Annotated in this window: 28 protein-coding genes; 14 read left to right on the top strand and 14 right to left on the bottom strand. The window is 44.2% G+C overall.

Annotated features, from left to right (window positions below; all coding sequences use genetic code 11):
- Positions 1-207: 207 nt before the first annotated feature.
- Positions 208-408 carry a hypothetical protein gene (locus D6D85_RS13945; protein ID WP_125672647.1) on the bottom strand — a complete coding sequence of 67 codons (201 nt, stop codon included), beginning with the start codon at positions 406-408 and terminating at the stop codon, positions 208-210.
- Between the two features lie 136 nt (positions 409-544).
- Here D6D85_RS13945 and alaXM point away from each other — a divergent pair, with 136 nt between their 5' ends.
- The 3 genes from alaXM to D6D85_RS13930 all read left to right on the top strand — a co-directional run bounded on the left by alaXM (position 545) and on the right by D6D85_RS13930 (position 4194).
- Positions 545-1252: an alanyl-tRNA editing protein AlaXM gene (alaXM, locus tag D6D85_RS13940; protein WP_125672646.1), complete on the top strand. Its 708-nt coding sequence runs from the start codon at positions 545-547 to the stop codon at positions 1250-1252.
- A 138-nt stretch (positions 1253-1390) separates the two neighbouring features.
- Positions 1391-3055, top strand: a complete 1665-nt coding sequence (locus D6D85_RS13935; RefSeq protein WP_125672645.1) for an FAD-dependent oxidoreductase — start codon at positions 1391-1393, stop codon at positions 3053-3055.
- A complete protein-coding gene (locus D6D85_RS13930; RefSeq protein ID WP_125672644.1) occupies positions 3052-4194 on the top strand; it encodes an NAD(P)/FAD-dependent oxidoreductase in 1143 nt (380 codons plus the stop codon). Before D6D85_RS13935 ends, D6D85_RS13930 begins: the two co-directional genes overlap by 4 nt.
- 185 nt (positions 4195-4379) lie before the next feature.
- On the opposite strand, the gene D6D85_RS13925 is transcribed toward D6D85_RS13930, so the two are convergent.
- Genes D6D85_RS13925 through D6D85_RS13905 form a run of 5 tightly spaced genes read right to left on the bottom strand, consistent with a single transcriptional unit; the run spans position 4380 to position 10292 of the window.
- On the bottom strand, positions 4380-5159 hold the full coding sequence (locus D6D85_RS13925) for a hypothetical protein (RefSeq protein ID WP_125672643.1): 780 nt from the start codon (positions 5157-5159) through the stop codon (positions 4380-4382).
- Between the two features lie 5 nt (positions 5160-5164).
- Positions 5165-6562: an FAD-binding oxidoreductase gene (locus D6D85_RS13920; protein WP_125672642.1), complete on the bottom strand. Its 1398-nt coding sequence runs from the start codon at positions 6560-6562 to the stop codon at positions 5165-5167.
- Positions 6526-7968 carry an FGGY family carbohydrate kinase gene (locus D6D85_RS13915; protein ID WP_125672641.1) on the bottom strand — a complete coding sequence of 481 codons (1443 nt, stop codon included), beginning with the start codon at positions 7966-7968 and terminating at the stop codon, positions 6526-6528. The genes D6D85_RS13920 and D6D85_RS13915 overlap by 37 nt, the downstream gene beginning before the upstream one ends.
- On the bottom strand, positions 7969-8922 hold the full coding sequence (locus D6D85_RS13910; RefSeq protein WP_125672640.1) for an NAD(P)/FAD-dependent oxidoreductase: 954 nt from the start codon (positions 8920-8922) through the stop codon (positions 7969-7971).
- Positions 8904-10292 carry an NAD(P)/FAD-dependent oxidoreductase gene (locus tag D6D85_RS13905; RefSeq protein WP_125672639.1) on the bottom strand — a complete coding sequence of 463 codons (1389 nt, stop codon included), beginning with the start codon at positions 10290-10292 and terminating at the stop codon, positions 8904-8906. The genes D6D85_RS13910 and D6D85_RS13905 overlap by 19 nt, the downstream gene beginning before the upstream one ends.
- Positions 10293-10394: 102 nt before the next feature.
- Here D6D85_RS13905 and D6D85_RS13900 point away from each other — a divergent pair, with 102 nt between their 5' ends.
- Positions 10395-11177, top strand: coding sequence for a KaiC domain-containing protein (locus D6D85_RS13900; RefSeq protein WP_125672638.1), 783 nt, complete (start codon positions 10395-10397; stop codon positions 11175-11177).
- Positions 11177-12007, top strand: a complete 831-nt coding sequence (locus D6D85_RS13895) for a hypothetical protein (RefSeq protein ID WP_125672637.1) — start codon at positions 11177-11179, stop codon at positions 12005-12007. The genes D6D85_RS13900 and D6D85_RS13895 overlap by 1 nt, the downstream gene beginning before the upstream one ends.
- Positions 12008-12045: 38 nt before the next feature.
- Here D6D85_RS13895 and D6D85_RS13890 read toward each other — a convergent pair whose 3' ends face one another.
- Positions 12046-12297, bottom strand: coding sequence for a hypothetical protein (locus D6D85_RS13890; RefSeq protein ID WP_125672636.1), 252 nt, complete (start codon positions 12295-12297; stop codon positions 12046-12048).
- A 60-nt stretch (positions 12298-12357) separates the two neighbouring features.
- Positions 12358-13617 carry a glutamate-1-semialdehyde 2,1-aminomutase gene (hemL, locus tag D6D85_RS13885; protein ID WP_125672635.1) on the bottom strand — a complete coding sequence of 420 codons (1260 nt, stop codon included), beginning with the start codon at positions 13615-13617 and terminating at the stop codon, positions 12358-12360.
- Between the two features lie 63 nt (positions 13618-13680).
- On the opposite strand from hemL, the gene D6D85_RS13880 reads away from it, so the two are divergent.
- Positions 13681-14091: an Lrp/AsnC family transcriptional regulator gene (locus D6D85_RS13880; RefSeq protein WP_125672634.1), complete on the top strand. Its 411-nt coding sequence runs from the start codon at positions 13681-13683 to the stop codon at positions 14089-14091.
- A 116-nt stretch (positions 14092-14207) separates the two neighbouring features.
- On the top strand, positions 14208-14867 hold the full coding sequence (locus tag D6D85_RS13875) for a DUF4013 domain-containing protein (RefSeq protein WP_125672633.1): 660 nt from the start codon (positions 14208-14210) through the stop codon (positions 14865-14867).
- Between the two features lie 221 nt (positions 14868-15088).
- On the opposite strand, the gene D6D85_RS13870 is transcribed toward D6D85_RS13875, so the two are convergent.
- Positions 15089-15664, bottom strand: coding sequence for a hypothetical protein (locus D6D85_RS13870; protein ID WP_125672632.1), 576 nt, complete (start codon positions 15662-15664; stop codon positions 15089-15091).
- Between the two features lie 41 nt (positions 15665-15705).
- Positions 15706-16077 (bottom strand): hypothetical protein, encoded by a 372-nt coding sequence (locus D6D85_RS13865; RefSeq protein ID WP_125672631.1) that lies wholly within the window; start codon positions 16075-16077, stop codon positions 15706-15708.
- A 491-nt stretch (positions 16078-16568) separates the two neighbouring features.
- Between D6D85_RS13865 and D6D85_RS13860 the strand changes: the two genes are divergently transcribed.
- Genes D6D85_RS13860 through D6D85_RS13835 form a run of 7 tightly spaced genes read left to right on the top strand, consistent with a single transcriptional unit; the run spans position 16569 to position 20521 of the window.
- Positions 16569-16871, top strand: a complete 303-nt coding sequence (locus tag D6D85_RS13860) for an ArsR/SmtB family transcription factor (RefSeq protein WP_125672630.1) — start codon at positions 16569-16571, stop codon at positions 16869-16871.
- Positions 16861-17184, top strand: coding sequence for a hypothetical protein (locus tag D6D85_RS13855; RefSeq protein ID WP_125672629.1), 324 nt, complete (start codon positions 16861-16863; stop codon positions 17182-17184). The genes D6D85_RS13860 and D6D85_RS13855 overlap by 11 nt, the downstream gene beginning before the upstream one ends.
- 60 nt (positions 17185-17244) lie before the next feature.
- A complete protein-coding gene (locus tag D6D85_RS17105) occupies positions 17245-17376 on the top strand; it encodes a hypothetical protein (RefSeq protein ID WP_272914447.1) in 132 nt (43 codons plus the stop codon).
- Positions 17366-18016: a hypothetical protein gene (locus tag D6D85_RS13850; RefSeq protein WP_125672628.1), complete on the top strand. Its 651-nt coding sequence runs from the start codon at positions 17366-17368 to the stop codon at positions 18014-18016. The genes D6D85_RS17105 and D6D85_RS13850 overlap by 11 nt, the downstream gene beginning before the upstream one ends.
- Complete coding sequence (locus D6D85_RS13845) at positions 17973-18911, top strand: ABC transporter ATP-binding protein (RefSeq protein ID WP_125672627.1); 939 nt, start codon at positions 17973-17975, stop codon at positions 18909-18911. The genes D6D85_RS13850 and D6D85_RS13845 overlap by 44 nt, the downstream gene beginning before the upstream one ends.
- Positions 18912-18915: 4 nt before the next feature.
- Entirely contained in the window at positions 18916-19725 is an 810-nt protein-coding gene (locus D6D85_RS13840) for an ABC transporter permease (RefSeq protein WP_125672626.1), read from the top strand.
- Positions 19703-20521, top strand: coding sequence for an ABC transporter permease (locus D6D85_RS13835; protein WP_161969896.1), 819 nt, complete (start codon positions 19703-19705; stop codon positions 20519-20521). The genes D6D85_RS13840 and D6D85_RS13835 overlap by 23 nt, the downstream gene beginning before the upstream one ends.
- A 27-nt stretch (positions 20522-20548) precedes the next feature.
- Here D6D85_RS13835 and D6D85_RS16745 read toward each other — a convergent pair whose 3' ends face one another.
- From D6D85_RS16745 to D6D85_RS13815, 4 genes are all read right to left on the bottom strand, one after another.
- The gene (locus D6D85_RS16745; protein ID WP_337189978.1) at positions 20549-20785 is read right to left on the bottom strand and encodes a PIN domain-containing protein; all 237 of its coding nucleotides are present in this window, start codon (positions 20783-20785) and stop codon (positions 20549-20551) included.
- A complete protein-coding gene (locus tag D6D85_RS16740) occupies positions 20785-21003 on the bottom strand; it encodes a hypothetical protein (protein ID WP_125672624.1) in 219 nt (72 codons plus the stop codon). Before D6D85_RS16740 ends, D6D85_RS16745 begins: the two co-directional genes overlap by 1 nt.
- The gene (locus D6D85_RS16735; protein ID WP_125672623.1) at positions 20993-21259 is read right to left on the bottom strand and encodes a hypothetical protein; all 267 of its coding nucleotides are present in this window, start codon (positions 21257-21259) and stop codon (positions 20993-20995) included. The genes D6D85_RS16740 and D6D85_RS16735 overlap by 11 nt, the downstream gene beginning before the upstream one ends.
- Positions 21260-21455: 196 nt before the next feature.
- The gene (locus D6D85_RS13815; protein WP_125672622.1) at positions 21456-22091 is read right to left on the bottom strand and encodes a flavodoxin family protein; all 636 of its coding nucleotides are present in this window, start codon (positions 22089-22091) and stop codon (positions 21456-21458) included.
- Positions 22092-22151: the final 60 nt, after the last annotated feature.

Here is a 22151-nt window from a genome sequence, read left to right as displayed (position 1 = left end):
AATAGAGCTTCCTTTTGATCCAGGAGTGGAGGAGTTCTTCAGAGGAAAGAGGGAGTGGAGCTCTCTATCAAAGGAGTTTCTCTTGGGAATAGAGAGAATATACGAGATAGCAAAATCATAGCGTGCATCCGAAATCAAAGGCCCACCTTTTTGAGCCTCTCCAGCCTCCTTCTCTCCCTCTCCTTCATCCTAGCCTGAAGTTTCTCCTCACTTATGGACACTTTTTTTCTTCTCAGGAAGATCAATGCCTTCCATTTCCATCAAAAGCAAAAGCTCCTCTCTCCTTAATCCCTCTTTCTCTGCCTTAATTGATAGTACTTCCCTTATTATGGCACTTCTTGCTATCTCAAACCAGTTCAGTATTCCGTATTTCTTTATCAACTTGTAGAGCCAGTCAGGGATGCTCAAGGTTATGTTCGCCGTATGTGAGTTATGTGGTTTATGTGAAATAAAAAGATAGATTACATGGAAGGAATCATATCATAACAGTTTATTATTTATTTTAATCCAACAATCTTTTTTATCTTGTGCCTCAAGTGTCCTTATGGCCGAGTTGATATACCAGACTGATTGTTATATCAAGGATTTCGAGGCAAAGGTAACGAGAGTTGAGGGTAACAAGGTTTTTCTTGATAGGACGGCATTTCACCCGATCTCCGGAGGAGTAGCTAATGACACCGGGTTCATAGAGTCCAGCTCAGGCAGATGGAGTGTAATTAATGTAGTTGAGGAAGGAGGGGATGTGGCCCATCTGCTCGATTCAAATCCTGATCTTAAGGTAGGAGATGCTGTTAGAGGGCATTTAGATTGGGATAGAAGGTACAGGCTCATGAGGCTTCATACAGCAGATCATATCCTAGCTGCCATTCTCTACAAGGAGAAGGGAGCTCTTGTTACAGGAGGCCACATAGATCCTGAGCATGCAAAATCTGATTTCAGTTTGGAGAGGGGAGAAAGGGAGATTTTTGAGGAAGCTATAAAAAAGGTGAATGAGATAGCCTCCACAGGAATAGAGGTGAAGATATACTTTCTCCCAAGAGATGAGGCGATGAAAATACCTGGAATTGTTAAGTTAGCTGCTAAAATGCCTCCAGATGTGGAGAAGCTGAGGATTGTGGAGATACCTGGAGTGGATATTCAAGCTGATGGAGGACCTCATGTTAGGAACACAAAGGAGATAGGTGAGGTGAAACTGCTCAAGGTGGAGAACAAGGGAAAGGGAAAGAAAAGAATCTATTTCACGATATCTTAGATTTCATTTTTCCAAAAAGACATTCTCTACAGGAATTTTTCCATAGAACAATTTTGCTGAATTTATTCAGAAACTGGATTTTTCCCTCTTGTTGAGAAAGCTTTTTAATATTACTGCTTAGGGTTTCAAGGTGATCTCTTGGTCTCGATAAGGGTCAACGATAGACCTTTGGATGTTAAAGAAGGGCTTCCTCTGGGTGCCTCTCTTTATGAAGCGGGAATATACAGCTTCGAGGGAAGCTTCAAGCTGGGAAGGCCAAGAGGCCCGATGAGCTTCGAGTGGTGGAGTCCTGAAAGGATTTATGTGGAGGGCTATGGACCGGTTAGCCACATGATGAAATGCACAGATGGCCTGAAGATTAAGACAAGCGATGGAGGGATAAAGAGGCCCTTCATCGAGGCCATCTCCCCACTTCTCAAAGTTGGATTTCAACATGGGTATATATTCAGAAATAAAATAGGATGGAGAGTGACATGGAGTTTCATGAAGAGAACTCTTCCTCACCCTGATATTCCGAGTGAGGTGGAAAGAAAGGAGTTTCCCAGCCCTATCGAAGTTGAAACAGATGTTTTGGTCGTTGGAGGAGGATTATATGGTCTGCTAGCAGCTATATCTGCGAGAAAAACAGGTGCTAGGGTTGTCCTTTTTGAGGGAAATGAGGACGTTGGTGGCCATATTTTCCACGATGAAAGGGTGAAAAAACTAGCAAAAGAGGCTGAGGAAGCAGGAGTAAAGATAATGAGGGAAACTGCTCTATCAGCTGTCTTTGAGGATGCTCTTGTTGCTGTTCAGCTCAAAGAGCCCGATGCCGTGCCAATTCTGGTGAGGGCGAGGAGCATAGTCATAGCTACAGGCGCAAGAGAAGTTCTTTCCGTGTTCGGAAACAACGATCTTCCTGGAGTAATGCTCGGAACATCAGCTCTGAGGCTTTTCAAGCTATATGGAGTGAAGCCGGGAAGGAGAGGTGTTGTAATAGGATCCAGCAAGTGGGCAGTTGAAATAGCTAGGACACTTTCCTCCTCTGGCATGGATGTTGTCTTAGTGCATGATAAGGAGGTAGAGGTGGAAGGTGTTAATGCTGTGAAAGCGAGAGTTATAGAGGCTCTTGGAAGGAGAAAAGTTGAGGGAGTTAAGCTGGACGATGGATCTGTTGTAAAAGCTGACTTCATAGCATTGGCCAATGTAAGGGCACCAAGCATGGAGATAGCAGCTCAATTCGGGGTTAAAATTGGATTCCACAGCGGGCTTGGTGGTTTTGTCCCTCTTCATGGATGGGAAGGGGAGACATCAGTTGAGGGAGTTTTCATAACGGGGGAGGCAGGGGGAGTGGATGAGGATGAAGCACTTGTCCACTTTAGCAAAGCTGCTGGGCTATCAGCAGCAAAATATGCCGGATTTAACGCCCCAGATATAGATGATGAGATCTCAGAGGGGAGAAAAGCCTCAAGAAAAATGGGTGAATTGGTGGATGGGTATAAAAAGGGAGAACTATGTGTTTTTGATGATGACATGGGCCTTATGCAGAACCCGGAGCATAAGAGGAGCTTTCTGTGTCCATGTCTAGATGTGACCACATACGACGTGAAGAAGATAGTGAAGGAGCTTGGATGGACTAAGATGGAGAAGATAAAGAGATACAGCGGCCTAGGAACTGGAAGATGTCAGGGGAAGTACTGCTTGCTTCCATCCGTTGTTTATATATCCAGAATAGGAAATGTAAGGCCTGTTGATGTCGGGACATTCAGAATGAGGCCTCCTCTAGCTCCTATACAGCTGGGAGTTCTGGGAGGGATGGACAGATGAAGTACGATGTTGTTGTGATTGGAGGAGGAGTTGTCGGTCTCGCTACTGCGTATAATCTGGCAAAAAAAGGAGTGAAAGGTGCTGTATTTGAGAAAGGGTACGTTGGCTGTGGATCCAGTACCAGAAATGTATCAAGATTTAGAGTCCACTTCTGGTCTGAGGAGAACACTAGATTCGCAATAGAAAGCAGAAAAAGACTGTTGAACCTAGGAAAGATGACCAAATGGAATCCTCTTCCAGTTTTAGGAGGATATCTCTGGGTAATTTATGACGAAGATGTGATGAAGGCTTACAGAACCAACAATGATAGGATGTGGTCCAGACTGGGTATAGCGGGAAGGGTAATGGAGAGAGATGAGATCAGGGAGAAATACCCCTATTTGAATGTGGAAGGAGTTATAGGTGCATTTTACGGTCCTCAGGATGGCCAAGTTCATCATGACTTCGTGACATATGGATATTGCTCGGCAGCAATAAGGCATGGGTTTGGGGTATATGAGGGAGCTGATGTCAAGTCTATAGTTGTATCTGGAAACTCGGTGACAGGGATATCAGTGAATGGAAAGACTATAGAGGCTAAAAAAGTGGTTGTATGTGCTGGAGCATGGAGCAACAGTATATTGTCATCAGCAGGAGTTCAGCTTCCACTTGTTCCTGAAAGAAAGGAGCTTTGTGTTATAGAGCCGTTCAAAAGGAGAATAGAGCCTTTCATAGTAAACACAAAGATGAACTTCTATGTGTGCCAGTCGATAAGAGGGGAGGTAATGGGAAGCATTGAATATCCGATGGTAAAAGGGGTTGTTGAGCTGAGAAACACACTTAAATGGGCTGCTAGGTTCTCAAGAGTGCTGGTGGAGATGATCCCCTCCCTGAGATATGCGAGGATGATGAGAATGTGGTCTGGCTTCTATGAGGTCACACCAGATCACAGCCACATACTGGGAAGAGATCCTGACTGGCCTGAAGGGCTTTATGTTGGAACAGGGTTCAGCGGTCACGGCTTCATGATGGCTCCATTTGCAGGAGAGGTTTTAGCTGAAAATGTGGCTGAGGACAAGGTTCATCCATTGATGAAACCCTATTTACCAACGAGGTTCAAGGAAGGAAAGGAAATAAAGGAAACGATGGTGATAGGATAGAGGAGCCAGGAGAATTAGGAGCTATCCTTATTAGCTGGCTTTAAGCATTCATTTAATCTGAATGCTAGATGAGGTATTATAGACCTTCAGAAGAGTTATTACTGCTACAATTTCTATTTCTCTCTCAAAAAGCGGCTTGCATACGGTGTTGCCACATGACTTACCAAAGATCCCGTAAGAGAGTTCTAATAACTTATCAGGTCGAATATCGTGCGAACTCCATGCTTTTTTGCAATGGGACATAGATACAGATAATTTTCCTTGATAGAAAGCTTTATGCATTCCTCTTCGTCCACAAATGTCGGTCTTACCCCTGCATCTTCAAGGGATTTTAGAAGCTTTTCACGCTGGGATTTCAAAAGGCAGGGTATATGAATAGGTCCCTCGTAGTTGAGCTTTATCCCCAGATCCTTCAAATGAATACCTAGGAAGTCGATTCCCAGCGCATGCGATACCTCTGGTGAACATGCTACTGCCAGTTCTGCACCACTCAGAACTCTTTTTGCTTTCTTGAGAGTTTTATATTCGATCGGGCTGCCATTATTATAGCGTTCAGCTACACCTTTTACAACAGCAAGCCCCGTTCCAAGGCTTTCAGACAGGTGTTCTGCTAGCTGGAGATCTATTTCCTCATCGGCTACTAAAATCAATCTGCCCGGCCTGACTATTCTCAGGGATATTTTTACAGGCTTGCTGTACGTTTCCGGCAGATTGTAGCCTAACGGGCACTCTTGGACGCAGCGCCAGCACTTTAAACACTTTTCTCTAGCTATATCATGAAAGCGAGCATATCCAATTGGACTGAGGAGAATGTTTCCGCTGGACAAGTATGTAGGACAGCTGGCTATGCATATGCCAGGGCAATACAGACATGGGTTCCTCACCTTTCTAAAGGGTAGAAATGCAAATCGGACAACAAGCTTTGGGGTTATTTTCACAGCTCTCAGCATAGTTAGGCTTACCAACAGGATCACCCGAGCCATTTATCCGAATTGCTCAGATTTTCTGGATCAAGAGATCTCTTAACCCTGCGGAGATAGTTTACAGTTTCTCCAAGCTCCTCCTTGGTCCATTTAGCCCTCAGCAATCCTATACCATGATGATGGCTTATCGTCGCCCCATTCTTCAGTATTACTTCTACCGCCTTCTCCCACATCCTCCAGTATACTTCCTCACTAGCCTCATATGTCAGTGTGAAGTAGATACAAGCTCCGGTTGTGTAAAAGTGGGATGCATGAGCGAGCACAGCGTGAACGCCCTCTACCTCACGGACCTTTTTCTTGAACTCTTCATACAAGTTGGGAAGCTTGCTCCACAGAGCAGATGTCTCTATTGTCTCAAACCAGAGGTTAAGAGGAATTACAAGCTTCTTCAGTTCTGAGATTACGTCAAACCTTGTCTTCAGCCACTTATCAACGTATTCCTCCTCAGCATCAACTCCTCCATGTCTCTTAACTATAGCCTCTATGGCTGAGATCTTTGCTTCCAGAATTCCCTCATCTATCTCCTCAACTATGAGGATAAGTAGATCCCTAGCATCGTGAAATCTTGCTGCTGAGTCATCTTTATCATATATCCTAGCAACAGCTGGCGTAGCTCCAGCCAGCATAACTTCCCTCATCGCCTTAAGCCCGCTGGCAAAGGAGGGAAAAGCATATGCCATCTTCCATGTGTATTTAGGTAAAGGGAATATCCTGAGGATGACTTTCGTTATCACTCCAAGCTGACCCTCGCTTCCAATAAGAATTCTCTTGAGATCAGGACCTGTCGCAGCTCTAGGCACAGTGTTTCTCCTGAAGGGAATAATGCCACCATCCGGAGCAACAGCCTCGATATCAAGCACGAGATCCTCTATTCCACCGTACTTTGTGCTGAATTGACCAGTACTCATCGTTGCAACAAGCCCTCCTATGACAGCTTCCGGATATGACTGGGGTATATGTCTGAGCGTGAATCCCCTGCTGTTAAGAAACTCCTCAAGCTTTCTCAGCAGGATTCCCGCCTCTACCACTATGATAGCATCCTCCTCCGAGAAGTTCACTATCCTGTTCATCTTCTTTATATCTATAACAATGCATCCCCCGCACATAGTCCCTCCTGTGACTCCGGAACCGCCTGCATATGGAACAAATGGAATTCTGTATTTGTTTAACACTTTTATAATCTTGGCAACTTCCTCTGTGCTGTTGGGCCAGACCACAGCTAAGGGCCTTGGCAACTCCTCCCCATGAGCCTCCTTCATAAGGGCCAGAGGCCAGTAATCGCGACTGTAAAGCTTTAGTACCTCATTAGATGTCGAGATTCTATCTCCGAGTATGTCTGAAAGCTCCTCTAGAGCTTCCCGCTTAGAAGCACATTCCCTTCCCATCTGGATATCACCCTTAAAAGAGATGCATAGCTCTCGAGAAGAGCCTTTCTCTCATTCTCTTTCATGTTTGGCTCGAAGATTCTCTCAGCAGTAGGCTGTCTCCTCAATTCTTCCATCGAAATCCTACCATCGGAGTACAGGAGAAGGTTGAGAACACCCCTTATGCTGGCTTCTGTATCAGCTGTTCTTGCAACTCTCATTCCAGTTGCATCGGCCAGAACTTGGAGAAATGTATCCGAACGACTGTACCCTCCTCCGGACCAGAGGGGCTCTTGGGGCTTTCCAGCCACCCTTGAAATGGAGTCGAGAATGAAAGCTAGATAAAGAGCAATACCCCACGCTAATCCTTTGAGCAAGTCCTCCTTGGAAACTCCAGGATCCAAGCCTGTGATAATCCCTCTCAGATTTGAGGCCTCCGGTAGCCTGAGTCCCCTGAAAGAGGGTATGAATATCGACTTCATTCTCCCTGAGGACGCCAGTTCCTCCATCTCCTCATAAGATCTGAAGAAGCCCATGTTCTTGAGCCATTCTACTATGAGCCCTGATGACCTAAGAAAGCCCTCTACTCCATAGAACCTTCTTCCATCTATGCTAGCAATTAAAAGTGGAACTAGACCTTTACCGGATGTAATAAGACTCCTTGTGGACTGCTCAATAAAGCTACCCGTGCCATGAACTCCACTTACTCTTCCTGCTTCTAGAAGTCCATGATAAACAGATGCTGCCTGTTGATCAGCTATGGATACAGATATTTCAATCCCCTCAAATTCGCCGAAGTCATAAACACAATCAACAATCTCAGGAGAGGCCTTCGGTATGGACAACAAGCTGTAGACTATGTCTATTGTTGATAGATCCTTTGGGTTCACCAATCCTGTTAGAGCAGCACTTGTGACATCCGAGAGAAACCTTCCAGTCAGAGTGAAGAGCAGATAGGAATCAAGAGTCCACATATATGCATCTCCCTTCGACACCTTCTCTTGTAGGCTTGGGTCAGCATTATATAGCCATTTCATCAGAATAGCTGGAGTATCCGGAGAAATCACTTTCCCTAGGGATTTGCTGAGTGTTTTAAGCATACCAACCCATGTGGGCAGCTTCTCAACTACCTCCCTTCCACGTCCATCAATCCATGTGATAACATTGGAAAGAGGTTTCCCAGTCCTTGACCATGCAAGAACAGATGCCCTGTAAGTTGACAGACCTATCTTTCTTGCACCAAGGGATTTTGCCTTTTTAGCAAATCCCTTGACTATTTCTGCTAGCTTTATGCTGTTCTGTTCCACTCTACCTTGTCCGACAGACTCATAACCAAGTTCCACTTTCTCGTAGTAAATACAGCGTATATTGTTGTCGAAAACAGCCAGCTTGACACCTGTTGTGCCCACATCTATTACTCCGTACATTCAAGCCACCTCCACAATAGGTTTACCTGGAGGAATTTCCACTACTTGGTACGGCTCCTCAGTAATAATAACATGGCCTCCGACAGTTACTCTGATGCCAGTGCCAACGCCAAGCATAACCTTCCTAAACCTCTCAGATACAAATTTGGGGAGAACCGGAACGTTTCCCCTTATCCTCTCCATGTTTCCGCCTGTTTTTAGCAGTTCAGCAAGCAACATTGAGGATTCAACCACTTTTAATGGAGACTCCAGTATCATCCCAGCATTTCCCGCCAAAAACTCTGCTCCTAGCTGGTTCCATGGAGCGAACTCTGCTATGATGAGCGCATCTGTTTTTATCTCTTCTGAATCTGTCTTAACAAGGGAAATTCTGTCTCTTCCTTCCACCCACTTGATCCTGCCCTGAATAAGATCGACACCAAGGCTCAAAGCCTCGTCTAAGCTGTGGACAAGAGATTCCCTGCTATATACTATGTAGATCTTATCACATAATTTCGATAGTTTTGAGGCAAGTGAGAGGCTGTAATGATTGTAGCCATATATTACAACTTTTTCACCAAGCAAGTAGCCCATGTTCACGAGATCCCAAGCAGCTGTAAATGGAAATATGCCTGCGGGCCTGTAGCCGTATATTCCAAGTTCAACAGAAGTTCTCTCACGAAAGCCAGTCGCAAGAATAACCTTTCCATTGATCTTCTTGGAGCCATTTCGATTTATAACCCAGACTCCTTCGCTGTCCAAACGATATGCTGCTGTTTCAATTTCCACTTTCTTTCCGTAAAGAAGCTTATTTATCATCTCAGATCCAATATTTCCTGAAACAGGACAATTATCCTTCGAGAATAACCCGCCTGGTTGCCTTTTAACTTCAATTAATATCGAATCTGGGAACATTTCCGCCAAGGCTAGTCCAGCCAGCCCGGAGCCTATGATTACTATTTTCTCACGATCCATGTATTGCCACCCCTGAGGGTGACTTCCTCAACATCTGTGCCGAGCTCCTCAGCGATTATCCTCACTATCTCAGCCATGCATCTGCCCCCTTGACATATACCCATTCCTGCGCCCGTCCTAAACATGACTCCCTGCAAAGTTTTGGATCCTCTACGCACAGCCTCCCTGATCTCCTCCTCTGTAACCATAGAGCATAAGCAAACAATTTCTCCCTTCCCTCCCTCAGGATTATCCCGAATCCTAGGAAATGGCTCTCTAGGGAAAACTTTCTTCTTGGGCACCAGTCTTAAGCCTGAGCTTGCCAGCATTGAGACGACTTTCTCAGCTATTGCCGGTGAAGCAGTGTATGCTGGGGATTCTGTGCCTAGGATATGGACAATTCTCCTACTTCTGGATGAGTATGTGATTCGAAAGTCGTTCTCGGGTGGTATTGGTCTTATTCCAGCATATGCCTTGATTGATATGCCAAGATCCTCCTTAAGCAATGGTCCAAACTTGTCTGTCAAGGCTTTGATGTCCTCTTCTTCCACTGTCACATCCTCTTTATTCTTTGCAGTCCTTAGGTTTGGTCCCCAGAGGCCTCTTCCCTCCACTGTAAACATTATAGCTCCTCCCTTTGTCTTGGGATCAGGCTTTAAGTACGCTGGTGAAATGAGCCGTTTGGTCTGTCTCCTGTCGAACACAAGGATCACTCCCTTTCCAAGCTCAAAGGTGATTTCATCGCCTGTAAGCCCTGCTATTTCATCTGCCCAAAGTCCTCCTGCGTTCACGAGAAAGTTAGATGTTAGCAATCTGTCCTTATCTGTCTTAACCTTGATCTCATCATTCCCTATTTCCACGTCTATGACCCTTTCTCCAAAAAGAAATTCCGCGCCATTTGCTGCTGAAAACTCATAAAGGGCATAGATAAGGTCGAAGCTGTCCACTACACCATAACCATATATTTCTATTGCTCCCAATGCTCTTTCTGTTAGGTTTGGCTCCTCATGCCTCAGATACCTTCTTCCTCTGAGCTTAACTGGAAAATCTCTGCCTAAGTTTAGCCTGAGGTAGAGAGCCATGAAGGGCAGAGCAAGGAGGTGATGAATTTTCGTCGCCACAATGAGAGTGCTTGTTCTCTCTAACCTTACCCCCAGCTCCCTGCAGATGTCCTCCATCATCTTATTTCCCTCACGTGCCATCTTGCTCTTTTTAGAACTGAATGGGAGCTGAACAACATGGACAACAGCTGCATGTCCCTTTGACACACCCCATCCAGGCTCAGGATTGGCCTCAACAACAATGATCTTCAGATCGTGATGAGCAAGCTTGTAAGCAGTCATCAGGCCTGTTATTCCAGCCCCTATGATAATTACATCATATCGGTTCATATACAAAAATGGATCAAAATCTGTATAAAAAGATTTTCCCATATTGAACTTCAGAGGCCCAGCGGAATAAAGCTATTATAATTCCAGCATTAATTACTCTTAATGGACAGGCTCTCAACTGGAATAGGAAAGCTTGATCTCATGCTGGAAGGAGGAATACCGAGAGGTTTTCTTGTTGCTGTCACTGGGGAGCCTGGAACTGGAAAATCCATACTCTGTCAGCATTTCGCATGGCAGGGGTATAAGGAGGGGGACAAAGTGATATACGTGACCACAGAGGAATCAAGGGGCTCTATACTTGAGCAGGCTGAGCTTTTAGGAATGGACATGAGAAAGGGGGTTGAAGAAGGAAGGATAATAGTAATAGATGCCCTGCTTGCGGCAGATGAGTGGAGTCTCACCTCTCTTGATCCGGAGGCACTGGTCCAGAAGGTTATAGATGCAAAGAAAAAGCTTGGATACGGAAGAGCCAGGCTTGTTATCGATTCCCTAAGCGCTTTCTGGCTTGATAAACCGGCTATGGCGAGGAAGTACAGCTATTACATAAAGAAGGTGTTCAGCAAGTGGGATTTCACAATACTGGCCACATCTCAATATGCTATATCAACAGCTGAAGCTTTTGGCTTTGGAATAGAGCATATAGCGGATGGGATAATAAGGTTCAGAAGATCTGTTAAGGGAGGAAGACTGAGGAGATTTCTGATGATAGAGAAGATGAGGCAGACAAACCACGACCTCAGGATGTACGAGATAGAAATAGTCCCCGGAAAGGGCATGGAGATAGTAGGACCTGCTGAAATTTCCAAGGAGGATTATGCCCTTCCAAAGAAGGTGATGGAGAAAATAGCTGAGGCTAAGAGGAGGAGTGAGTCAGAGGTGCCGTAATGGATCATTTCTCCAGAGCAGATGTGAGAAGAGCTATAGTTGATTTTCTGAGGGGGAGATGGGTTTCTGTTCAGACTGAAAATGGATTCAGGAGGTACTTAAATGGGAGACCGCTCAGGGTAAGAGATGAAGTTGAACTTGAGGCTTTGTTGCGCTTGCTTGGACCTGTTAGAACTTTTTATGGAACTATAGAGATATATAGAAGGATAGAGAGCAGGGAAGATGTCTATGATGAAGGAAATGTTATATCCGCAACACCGACATGGGATATAGACAGTGAAATAAATAACTGGAGGGCCACAGTTGAGGTAATAAGGGAGATTATCAATTTTCTCAGTGAAGAGGGAGTGAAGAACTCTGTTTTCATAATTTGGAGCGGAAATGGAGCTCATGTGCATATTCACCCATTATCCATATCCCTGAATATAAATCCGCTTGACATAGCTTGGTCTGTGACAGAATTCGTCAGGCTTAAGCTTGAGCTAAAGGTTGAGGAGATCAGAAGAAAGCATAATGTGGAGAAATTAGTTCTGGCAAATGAGATAAGACCAAGAAGAGTTTTCACAGCTCCTCTCTGCTTTCACAGAAAGTTGGATGTGGTAACAGTCCCAATCCTGCCTGAGGATCTGGAGGATTTTGACATAAGCTGGACCTCTCCCGGAAATTTCAGGTTCTCAAGTGAGTGGAACAGGTTCTCCAGAGGGGAAGCAGATGCGCTAGCTAAGAGGGCATATGAGTCGATCGGAGGATACCCCATAGTGAGCAGGAGAAGGAGGAAGGGAAAGAGACTTGAGGATATGCTGTGGTTCAATGAACCCCCAAATCTGTAAGGAGCTGCCTCACCATCAGCATTAAGAGGATGATTGTATCAAACACCATACTTCCTTCTAGCTCTCTCCTCATCCCTCTTCTTCTCCTCAATCAGCTCCTCATATGCAAGCTCAAACTCAGGAATAGGTCTGCATGCCTCTTCTAGTAGGTTGGGATTCTTTTTTCCTCTCTTCAAAAGGTATCTTATTGCCTCATTCAGATCAATCCTTATCCCAAGCTTCGATTGAAGCTCAGAGGCTATCTTTAGAAGTGCCCTTTTAACATTCTCTGTGACCGATATAGTGGTCATTTAGCAAGAGCAGAGATCACAACTTTATAAACAATAATCTGAAAGAATGATATGTTGTGGTTAAACAATCTTTAGAGCTTCATCAAGAGCCTCTATTGTGATCTTCATCTCCTCGTCGGAATGAGCTGTGGATATGAAGCAGGTCTCGAACTGGGAGGGAGGTATGAAAATCCCCTTCTCCAACATTTTCATGAAGTATGCCCTGAATTTCTTAAGATCTGAGGAAAGGGCTTCCTCATAGGTTCTAACTCTATCCGTGAAGAATATCTGGAACATCGATTCCACATGATTTACTGTTGCCTTCAGGTTTCTGTCATCTATGATATCCCTTATCGCCGAGACAAGCTTCTTCCCATAATCCCTGAGATAAGAGTAGATCCCCTCGTTTATCATCTCCGTCACAGCCAGAGCTGCAGCAACAGAAACTGGATTGCCGCTGAAAGTCCCTGCTTGGTATATCCTTCCTGATGGTGATATGTTTCTCATTATCTCCTCCCTTCCTCCGAATGCAGCTATCGGAAATCCCCCTCCCAGCACCTTTCCAAGCGTTGTGAGATCTGCTTTTACCCCATAGTACTCCTGCGCTCCTCCAGGGGATAGCCTGAAACCTGTCACAACCTCGTCGAATATCAGCACGCATCCTAGCTCATCCGCTATGCTTCTAAGCCCCCTCAGGAATTCTATATCAGGAGGTATCAGGCCCGAGTTTGCCATCACAGGCTCTACTATTATGGCAGCAAGATCATCCCCGTTCCTTCTCGCTATTTCCTCGGTGAGGGAGATGTCGTTGTATCTGGAAACTAGGGTGTGCCTAGCTGTGTCCTCAAGAACCCCTGAGCTGGATGGGATGCCGAAGGTAAGGGCTCCTGATCCAGCCTTCACCAACACTGAGTCATGTGAGCCGTGAAAACATCCCTCAAACTTTATTATCTTCCTCCTTCCAGTAAAACCTCTTGCAAGCCTTATAGCATGCATTGTCGCCTCTGTCCCGGAGTTCACCAGTCTCACCATCTCTATGGAGGGATAGAACTTCTTTATCCTCCTTGCAAGCTCAACCTCCTCTTCTGTTGGAGCTCCATAGAGGGTTCCTCTCTCAACCGCCTCCTTCACTCTGTTTATAATTCTCTCATTTGCATGGCCAAATAGAAGAGGGCCATATCCCATGACATAATCTATGTACTCCTTTCCATCAACATCGTATATTCTGGCACCTTTTGCTTCCTTTACAAAGAAGGGATTTGGCTCAAATGCCCTAACAGGGCTGTTAACTCCCCCTGGTATGTGTCTCTTGGCCTCCTCAAATAGAGTTTTGGATCGCATGTGCAAATAAGAGAGTGAAGCTATTAACTTTAAGTTCTTAAGTATCAGCCTCATTGTAGAGGGATGGATGAAATAGATAGAGTCATACTTGAGGAGCTGAAGAAGAACTCCAGAATATCCTTTGTTGAGCTTGGGAAGAAGCTAAACATGTCTGAATCAGCTGTCAGAAGAAGGGTGAAGAACCTTCAGAAAGCCGGAGTTATAAGGAGGTTCACAATAGAGGTGGGAGATGGAGCCATAAGTGCTTTCGTCCTTGTCTCCGTGGAGCCATCAATTCCAACAGGAGAGGTGGCTGAGGAGATAGCAAGAATACCGAATGTGAGAAGCATACATGAGGTCACTGGTGTTTACGACATAGTAGTGACAATATCAGCCGTAAGTGTGGCTGAGACAAACAGGTGCATAGATGAGATAAGAAGAGTGAGAGGCGTCAAGTCGACCAACACAATGATAGTTCTAAGAGAGATTCCATAGCATCTAACGGTGGTTTAGGGAAGATCATCAGCTTGTATTAGACGTTTTTCAATGAGCTGATTGAGTTAGTAAAAAAGTTTATAAAGAAGCTCCGTCAAACATCTTGGTGAAAAAATTTGAATCTATCGGATAATCTGAATAAGGCCGCATCTTTTACAGGGAAAGTTTTCAGCGATATAGGAAATTTGATATTGCTGATAGTGCTGAACATAATACCAATAGTAAACTTGATTGTGCTGGGATACACGGCAAAGATAATAAGGGAGAGCCCCGATGAGCCCCCTAAGCTGAGTGATTATGGAAAGCTCTTTGTAGACGGGCTTCTTGTGCTAATAGCAGGACTTATATACGCGATAGTTCCGCTTATTGTTATAATTGCAGGAGCTATAATGACGGGATTCGGTATTGGAGGCATTGGAATGGCACCCTCATCTGCTCTACTGGCAGTGGGAGGTCTTGTCGCAGTAGCCCTGGTACTCCTCTTCATCTTCATGATACTTGGGGTCATGGCAATAGGAAACATGATAAGATCTGGGATGAACTTCTCCAAGATATTCGCCTTCAGCGAGAACTGGGGACTTATACAAAAGATAGGTCTTGGCAACTATCTTATATGGTATATCGTCATCTTCATAGTAGCTGTGATATTGGAGGCAATAGGATCTGTTATACCGTGGGTAGGAGGAGGTATAGTAGGCGTCTTTCTGTATCTCTTTGCGGGCAAATCCCTGGCCTTAGTGCTGGACGAGGTAATCGGATCACCTAAGCCGATATGACCTCGAATAGCACTTAAGGCCCCAACCATCTTTTTTAGTAAATTTCCGCACAAAAGGAAATCTGTTATGTCCAACAGCCAGAGTGCTCCAAATAGCATTTTACTCAGCAAAGATCCACGAATAGCTAAAGTGATTTGTAGAGATATTTTCCTGCTGGTAAAAGCAGTAGCGGATGAAGTGATATATTTAATTTATTTAAAAAAAAGAAAAAAGGTGGCTAGTTATCCTATTTTCACTAGCTCGATCACAACACTACTATCGGATCCCTCATACTCCATGGCAACCAAGCCTGTTAAAGGCACCTGAGAAGAGCTCCATAACCTAGAAATACCTCCTTTGCTGTCATGTAGCTCATATTTAAGGCATAGAAAAGTTCCAGCAGGAACTATCTTGGTCTCCACGCTTACCCTCTGATTTAGTATTTCCGAGGGGCCCCCACCACCAGCTGGAGTGTTTGTCTGGGATTTCTGAACACAATTCCATGGATAGACAACAACGCTTGTGCCAGAGGAAATCACTCTCATCATAGTGCAGGATCTCCCATCAGAAGTGTAGCCTGCTATCAGCTCTGCTTGAGTATTTTGCCCCTGATATGTGTAAATCCACTTCATTCCATTTATCGCAGTTCCATCCATGGTTCCAGAAAATCTCTCGACAGTGACCATTGTTGTTTGAGTCTTCCCCTCCTTTTTATCAGTAGTGACCATTCTATATGTGAGCTTATCGCCTGTAAGAGCAACTATTTTGGCTGCTGAGGCAGCTAGGCTTGATCCCGGAAATCCAGCCTGAGAATACACCTCTGAGGATAGCTTTGTCTCACTTCTAGTATTTCCAGCTATTATAATTTCTCCTTCCCTGAATCAGAGAACTTTCTCACAACAGAAGATCCTTTTGTTGACCTGAGATATTGCTGATCATCGCTGCTTAGATATTTTCTGCTTATCTGACCAACTCCTTCATATGCATCCGGACCTCCTAGCACTATTATCACATCAGCTGTGCCCTTGGCGCTTTCAAAGTCGCTAGCATGCAGTATCGTCACGCTAATTCCCGCCGAAGATAACAGCTGTTTTATGTAATTGGCTGCTGGAAGATCAGCTTGGTTTGATATTATCACTGCCTTCTGCCCGGCAGCTGAGAGTGTGGATATGGGCCCCAATAGTGTGACAAGGAGCAAAAAGAGAAGAATATATTTTATCAAGTTTCTCATCTCTCAATAACAATGAGGTGGAAGTATAAAAACTCATCTTTTTTTATATACATGAATTATTAAATATAACTAACAATATATTAGATGGGATCAAATGTATCCAGCAAAAAGGCCAAGAAGTGAGAGGACTCAAGGGAGATCAAATTAGAGGGGAGGCTAATGGCTGAAAGAATGCTTTTAGCTCACTGTTTTAATGCTTAAAGTTATTTTTTATCAGAAATAATGCAACCAATGGTTCATTTAGCCTTAAAAACAACATTTAGACCGCTTAACAGCGGTTTATATGGAGGTTAATGTTTCTAAGTATGCGCGCTCTGAGGTAAAGCTCTCTTTTGTCGATGAATAGCTCCTCTATCCATTCCATGCTCTTTCACTCCAGAGCTACATCTTTTTATAGTTTTCCCCAGCGTAGATCCATAATAACTTATTTTATTAATATTTATTTAAGGAAAGTTTATATATAAGCTATCACTTATACATAAGGGAATTATATGAAGGGGGATGAAGCTCTAAGCGATTTCAGAGACCTAGAGAAACTGCTGGCAGCAATAGGAAACAGGCACAGAGCAAGGATAATAGCCATGCTATCCGAAAAACCGATGCACATATACGAAATCATGAGAAAGCTTGAGATATCATACCCACTGGCATACATGCACATCAACATCCTCAGAAGAGCTGGGCTGATAGAGGAAGTGGATCTGGGAGATGAGAGAAGGAAGTACTACAGAACAGTTCCCTTCAGGATAGAGCTGACCCCTGATCTCCTGAGGAGGGTTTTGCATGAGATTTGAGAGCATTATGGGTTTTTTGGGCATTATGGCTGCTGTAATTATTGGAGCATGCGTTCCCATATTGATATACAGGACTGGAGATCTTGCATCCGCTGTGGTATCAGCTATAGCAATAGCAGGGGCCTCTCTGCTGGCAATAGTAGTCGTTGCGATTTCATTGGGAATCCATGAGGAGATAGCAGGGAAGATGCCAGAGGAAGAGATAGCTAGAGCATACATAGCTAGGCAGAAGGTGATTCTGGAGCAGATGGATGAGACAGTTAAGTTGCTAAAGGAGATAAGGGATTCACTGAAAAGGGAGGTGGAGGGATGAGGGAGAAGGACTACCTGTCGATGCAGATTGTGTATCTTGCCCAATCAGAGAGGTGGAGGGATGAGGGAGAAGGACTACTCAGCTCTCAGCATAGATGAAGTGGAGCTTCTGTTGGTCAAGAGGATAGAGGAGATCAATGCAATACTGAGGGAGATAATGGATCTTCTCAGGAGGGGAGAGGATGAGCACTGAGAAGTTTGAGAAGTACATGAAAGAGGACAAAAGCGTGCTCAAGATAGCTGGATCTGCGTCGTTTGAAAGGGACATAGAGACGGATTTCGTCATTGTAAGCGGATCCCTTAAATCCACCGGAATCTTGAAAGCCAAGGTATTAAAAGTAGCGGGATCCGCTAGCTTGAAGGAGATAAACGCAGATGAGATCTCAATTGCCGGATCTGCTAAGGTTCAGGGGCATCTGACAGGAAATTCCGTGAAAGTTGCTGGATCTTTAAAGGCTGAGGGGATAAAGTGCAGGGAGTTGAATGCAGCCGGATCTGTGTCAGCAAGCAACATAGAGGCCGAGAAAGTTGTCATAAAGTTCTCCTCTGACGGAACCCTTGGATCAATAAGAGCTGATATAATCAAGATATATCCGGAGAGGAGGCTCTTCCCCTTTTTTAAGGGGAGGAAGTTCACTGCAAAGGAGATAAGGGGAAAGGACGTCAGCTTAATTGAAGTAAGATGTGATGAAGTCGATGCTGAAAATGCCTTTATAGGAGATGGATGTGAGATAGGAGTTCTCAGATGCAGAAATGTCGAGATAAGCAGCAAGGCAAAGGTGAGGAAGATTGTCAGAGGAGATAGTGGCGGAGGAACTAATCAAGATATATAGAACGAAGAAGGGGAGAAAGAAGGAGGAGATAAGAGCTCTGGATAAACTGAGTTTTACAGCAAATAAAGGGGAGATATTCGGCCTTTTAGGTCCAAATGGAGCTGGAAAAACAACTACTGTGAAGATATTATCGACAGTATTGATGCCCGATTCAGGAGAGGCCTTTATAGATGGAAAAAGTGTTGTAAGAGAGAAGGAGGAGGTAAGAAAGGTCATAGGAGTCACGTTTACTGTTGAGAAGGGCTTTTACAACAGGCTCACTGGGAAGGAGAACCTTGTTTACTTCGGAGTTCTCAGGGGAATGTCATTTAGCGATGCAAGAAGGAGGGCTGATGAGCTTTTGGATCTAGTTGGGCTCTCAGATGACAAGAACAGGCTATTTGAGGAGTACAGTTTGGGTATGAAGGCAAAGCTTGCGATAGCCAGAACTTTGATGCATGACCCCCCTGTTCTAATACTGGATGAGCCTACGATAGGCCTTGATCCAATAGCTGCCAGAAATGTGAGGAAGCTCCTAGCAGAGCTCAGGAAGGAGGGAAAGACTATTTTACTGACAACTCACAACATGAGAGAGGCAGAGGAGCTATGTGACAGGATATCCATGATAGACAGAGGGAGGATAGTGTTATCGGGGACCGTGGATGAGCTTAAGAAGTTCGTCGGAGGAAAGGTTGTTGTCATAGATTTTCTATCAGATGTAGAGGTGGAAGAAGCTGTAAAGAAGGACAACGGGGTATCTGAGCTGAGAATCGAGTGCAATGGGGATGAGATGGATGTGATGTACAAAGCTCTTACAGATCTGAGAAATAGAGGTGCAAGAGTCATAAAGGCACAGATAGAGGAGCCCTCCCTAGAGGATGTCTTCGTCAAAGTGATGAGGGAAACAGAAAGGTGATTTAATGGGAGTTCTTCTGGAGATCTCAGCCCATATGTACAAGGAGATAAAGTACATCATGAGAGATCCTGCTTGGCTCATTGTTTTCTCAATATTTCCCTATATAATGGCTGCAATTTCCTATCTCATGGGAATTGCATCATCTTACATAAGCCCCGATGCATTCTCGGAGTTCCAGAGGAACACGGGATCCGAAAATGTCCTGCTTTACTTTCTCACAGGTTATGGCATAATGTTCCCGAGCTTCTTAGTAGTATCAGTTGCATCTGAGAACACGGGGGCTGAGATAGCAAGTGGCACATTAGAGCAGGTCTTTGTATCCCCAGCCAGAAGAGAGCTTTTCCTCTTGTTCAGCTCTTTTCCATACGTTATGGTGGCGATGCTCGGGCTTATAATATCCTATGCACCCTTAATGCTGATGAACATTTCTCTTCCGGATTTCATAATCGCCATTTTGATGGTGTTCATTGGATTACTTCCTCTTCTGGGATTGGGGATAATGGCCTCAAACCTGACCATAAAGGTGAAGGAATATTGGTCTGCTGCAAACTTCCTCCAAGCATTTCTCACCCTGTTCTCCGGTTTTGCCTATCCAATCTCAGTCCTTCCGGAATGGATGAGGCTTGTATCCTACATTCTTCCTACCTCGCATGCAGTTGAGCTTGTGAGGAGGGTCATAGAAGCTCATTCAATCTCATATGGCAATCTGTACAGCATAGCTCTGATGGCAATAGCCTACATTCTAGCTGGCGTTATCAGCTTCAAGCTTGTTGAGAGGGAGGGGGAGAGAAGTGGAAGCATATACTCCTCGTAAGCTTAGAGAATCGCTTTACTCTGTTTTTGTATCATCTTGGTCTGAGGTGAAGATATACTTCAGGTACAGAGCTTCCATGATAATAGGCCTTATAACAACGCCAATGTGGGTCCTCTTCTTCGTCCTAAACTTCAATTTATTCCTGCCCCCAGCTTATAGAGGATTGGTGCAGAGAAGCTTGATGTGGTCCTTCATTTTTCTGGAGATGTTCTCAGAGGCTATATGGAATCTTGGCATGTCCTTGAGGAGGATGAAGGAGATGGGGATAATAGAGCATGTGATAGCCACAGGAAGCTTGTTCTCCACGCTTTTGGGAAGGCTGAGCAGGATAATTACAGACACTATAATATATGGAATTTACATGATTTTATTCTTTTATCTAGCTCTAGGGGTTGATATATCGATAAGATCCCCTGTTCTATTTCTGATATCAGCTGCAATGGCGCTGGCCTCCTGCTTCGGCTTCTCATCGATCTTCTCATCCCTATCATATGGAAGAAGGAATGTAGCTGCTCTGATAAACATACTCCAGTTTCCGGTGATGATAGCCTCGGGCATAATCCTTCCTGCATGGGTTCTTCCCCCTCAGCTGAGGATCATAGCCTTAATATCCCCGCTAACATATCCCTTTGATTTGATGAGAAATGCAGCCACAGGAGAGCAAACACTGCTCGATATCCGTTTAGAGCTATTTTTATCTCTGATATCAGCTATCTTCATGATGCTGATTTCCAAGAAGTTCATTGAGAGGGTTGAGAGAAAGGAGATGACAGGGGAGGTTCCAGGAACCCTATGAAACCCCCTTATTTTCCTCATTGGGATATTAATCCTGATGGAAATAGGGGAACTCTGAAATGTGATACACCTCTATAGGAGGATTTCTGAGCTTCACCCTGTCTATGAAATCCTTCTTATCCAACGAGACTAGAATTGCATTGTAGTTCAGGGCCACTTTGAGGTAGAGAGCATCTATTGCATATATGCCATATTCTGAGCAAAGATCGTATGCTGAGACGCAGAAATCTTTATCACGATTAACCAAAAATCTTGGATTTATCATCAGATCCAAGCTATTTTTGCAGCTTTTGCTGTGCTTAGATCCACTTTTCTGGCCAATGTTCCGCATACCTCCTGGTATACTATGCTTGGTTCTGCTAAGATAAATGAATCAGATATCATCGAGATCAGATCTACACATTTATTGCTGTAAGTCTCATCTCTCTTCAAAGCGGCTATGAAAATATTCGAATCCAAAGTTAATGTTTTTCTATCTATCATGTCTCCTTCCTCTTCTTATCTCGTCTATAACTGATGGCGAACCTGACCATTTGTTAGAGACAGCCTCCCTTAGATCTAGAAAGCTTTTTACACCGGATCTCATCCTTTCTAGCTCTTCCTCTTCTAATGTTGACTCTTTCAACTCAACAAGTTTAGCAAGAAGATCCGCCCATGTCCTACAATTTAACTCAGCTTTCAGTCTCTTTAATCTCCTGAGGAGATCTTTAGGCACATTCTTCACAAGGATAGTTCCCATAGGATCATAGGGACAAAGGTATATCCAGAATATAATAAAATTTATTCAGGAAATACCCGGGAGTTATGTTTTCACATTTATGGGCTTTATAAATAAATTTTAAGTTATTTACTATATAATGCTTATATATTAAAAACAGGTGAAAATGTTGGAGCTGGATGAGATCCATTCCCTTAATACAAGGAGTTGAGGTGGATTATTGTCCTCTCTGCTTTAATATCCTCAGAATTGCGTTGATAAAGACATCCAGCCTTTTTCTCACAGCTTCCTCTTCTATTAGATCACCTTTTAGGGAGGATCTTCCGAACTCCGTTGACTGCAGTAGTAAGACTTCTGGAATACGAGGAAGATTGTAGAAATCATAGAGGAGCTCATGAAGCATCATATCCGCACCGCTTGCAAGATTGCCAATCACTATGAAGCCCAGTATCTTTTTCAGATAGTCCCTCTCGAAGTCCTCATATCTCCTTGCGAAATCTGTCTTTCCCGGAATGTGAGCAACTCTCATGTCCCATGCCCTGTAGAGTGCGGGAACATGTCCTCCATAATTTGGGATTGCAAATATTATGGCATCAGCTCCTTCGAGCATCCCATATATCCTCGGCACATCGTCGTTTATGGGGCATCTCTCCTCCCTTCCCCTTATTTCAAATGCGTAGCACTCATAATTGCAGTGGCTGCAGGGAAGTATATTGTAGTCATAGAAATTGATTAACAGGATATCGAAGCCCATCTCACTCAGTTTCTGAAGGCAGTACTTCATGCAGTGCAGGCAGTTTCCCTCCTTTCTTGCGCTCACAACAACTCCAGCAACTCTCAATATCACAGCCACGAACCTTTACTCGATTAAATAAAAGTTTTTGTTCAATAAGAGTTTTTAACTAATATTTAG

The sequence above is a fragment of the Candidatus Methanodesulfokora washburnensis genome, assembly GCF_003947435.1.
GTDB classification, from domain to species: Archaea; Korarchaeota; Korarchaeia; order Korarchaeales; family Korarchaeaceae; genus Methanodesulfokora; species Methanodesulfokora washburnensis.
This window is presented reverse-complemented; position numbering and strand designations above follow the sequence as displayed.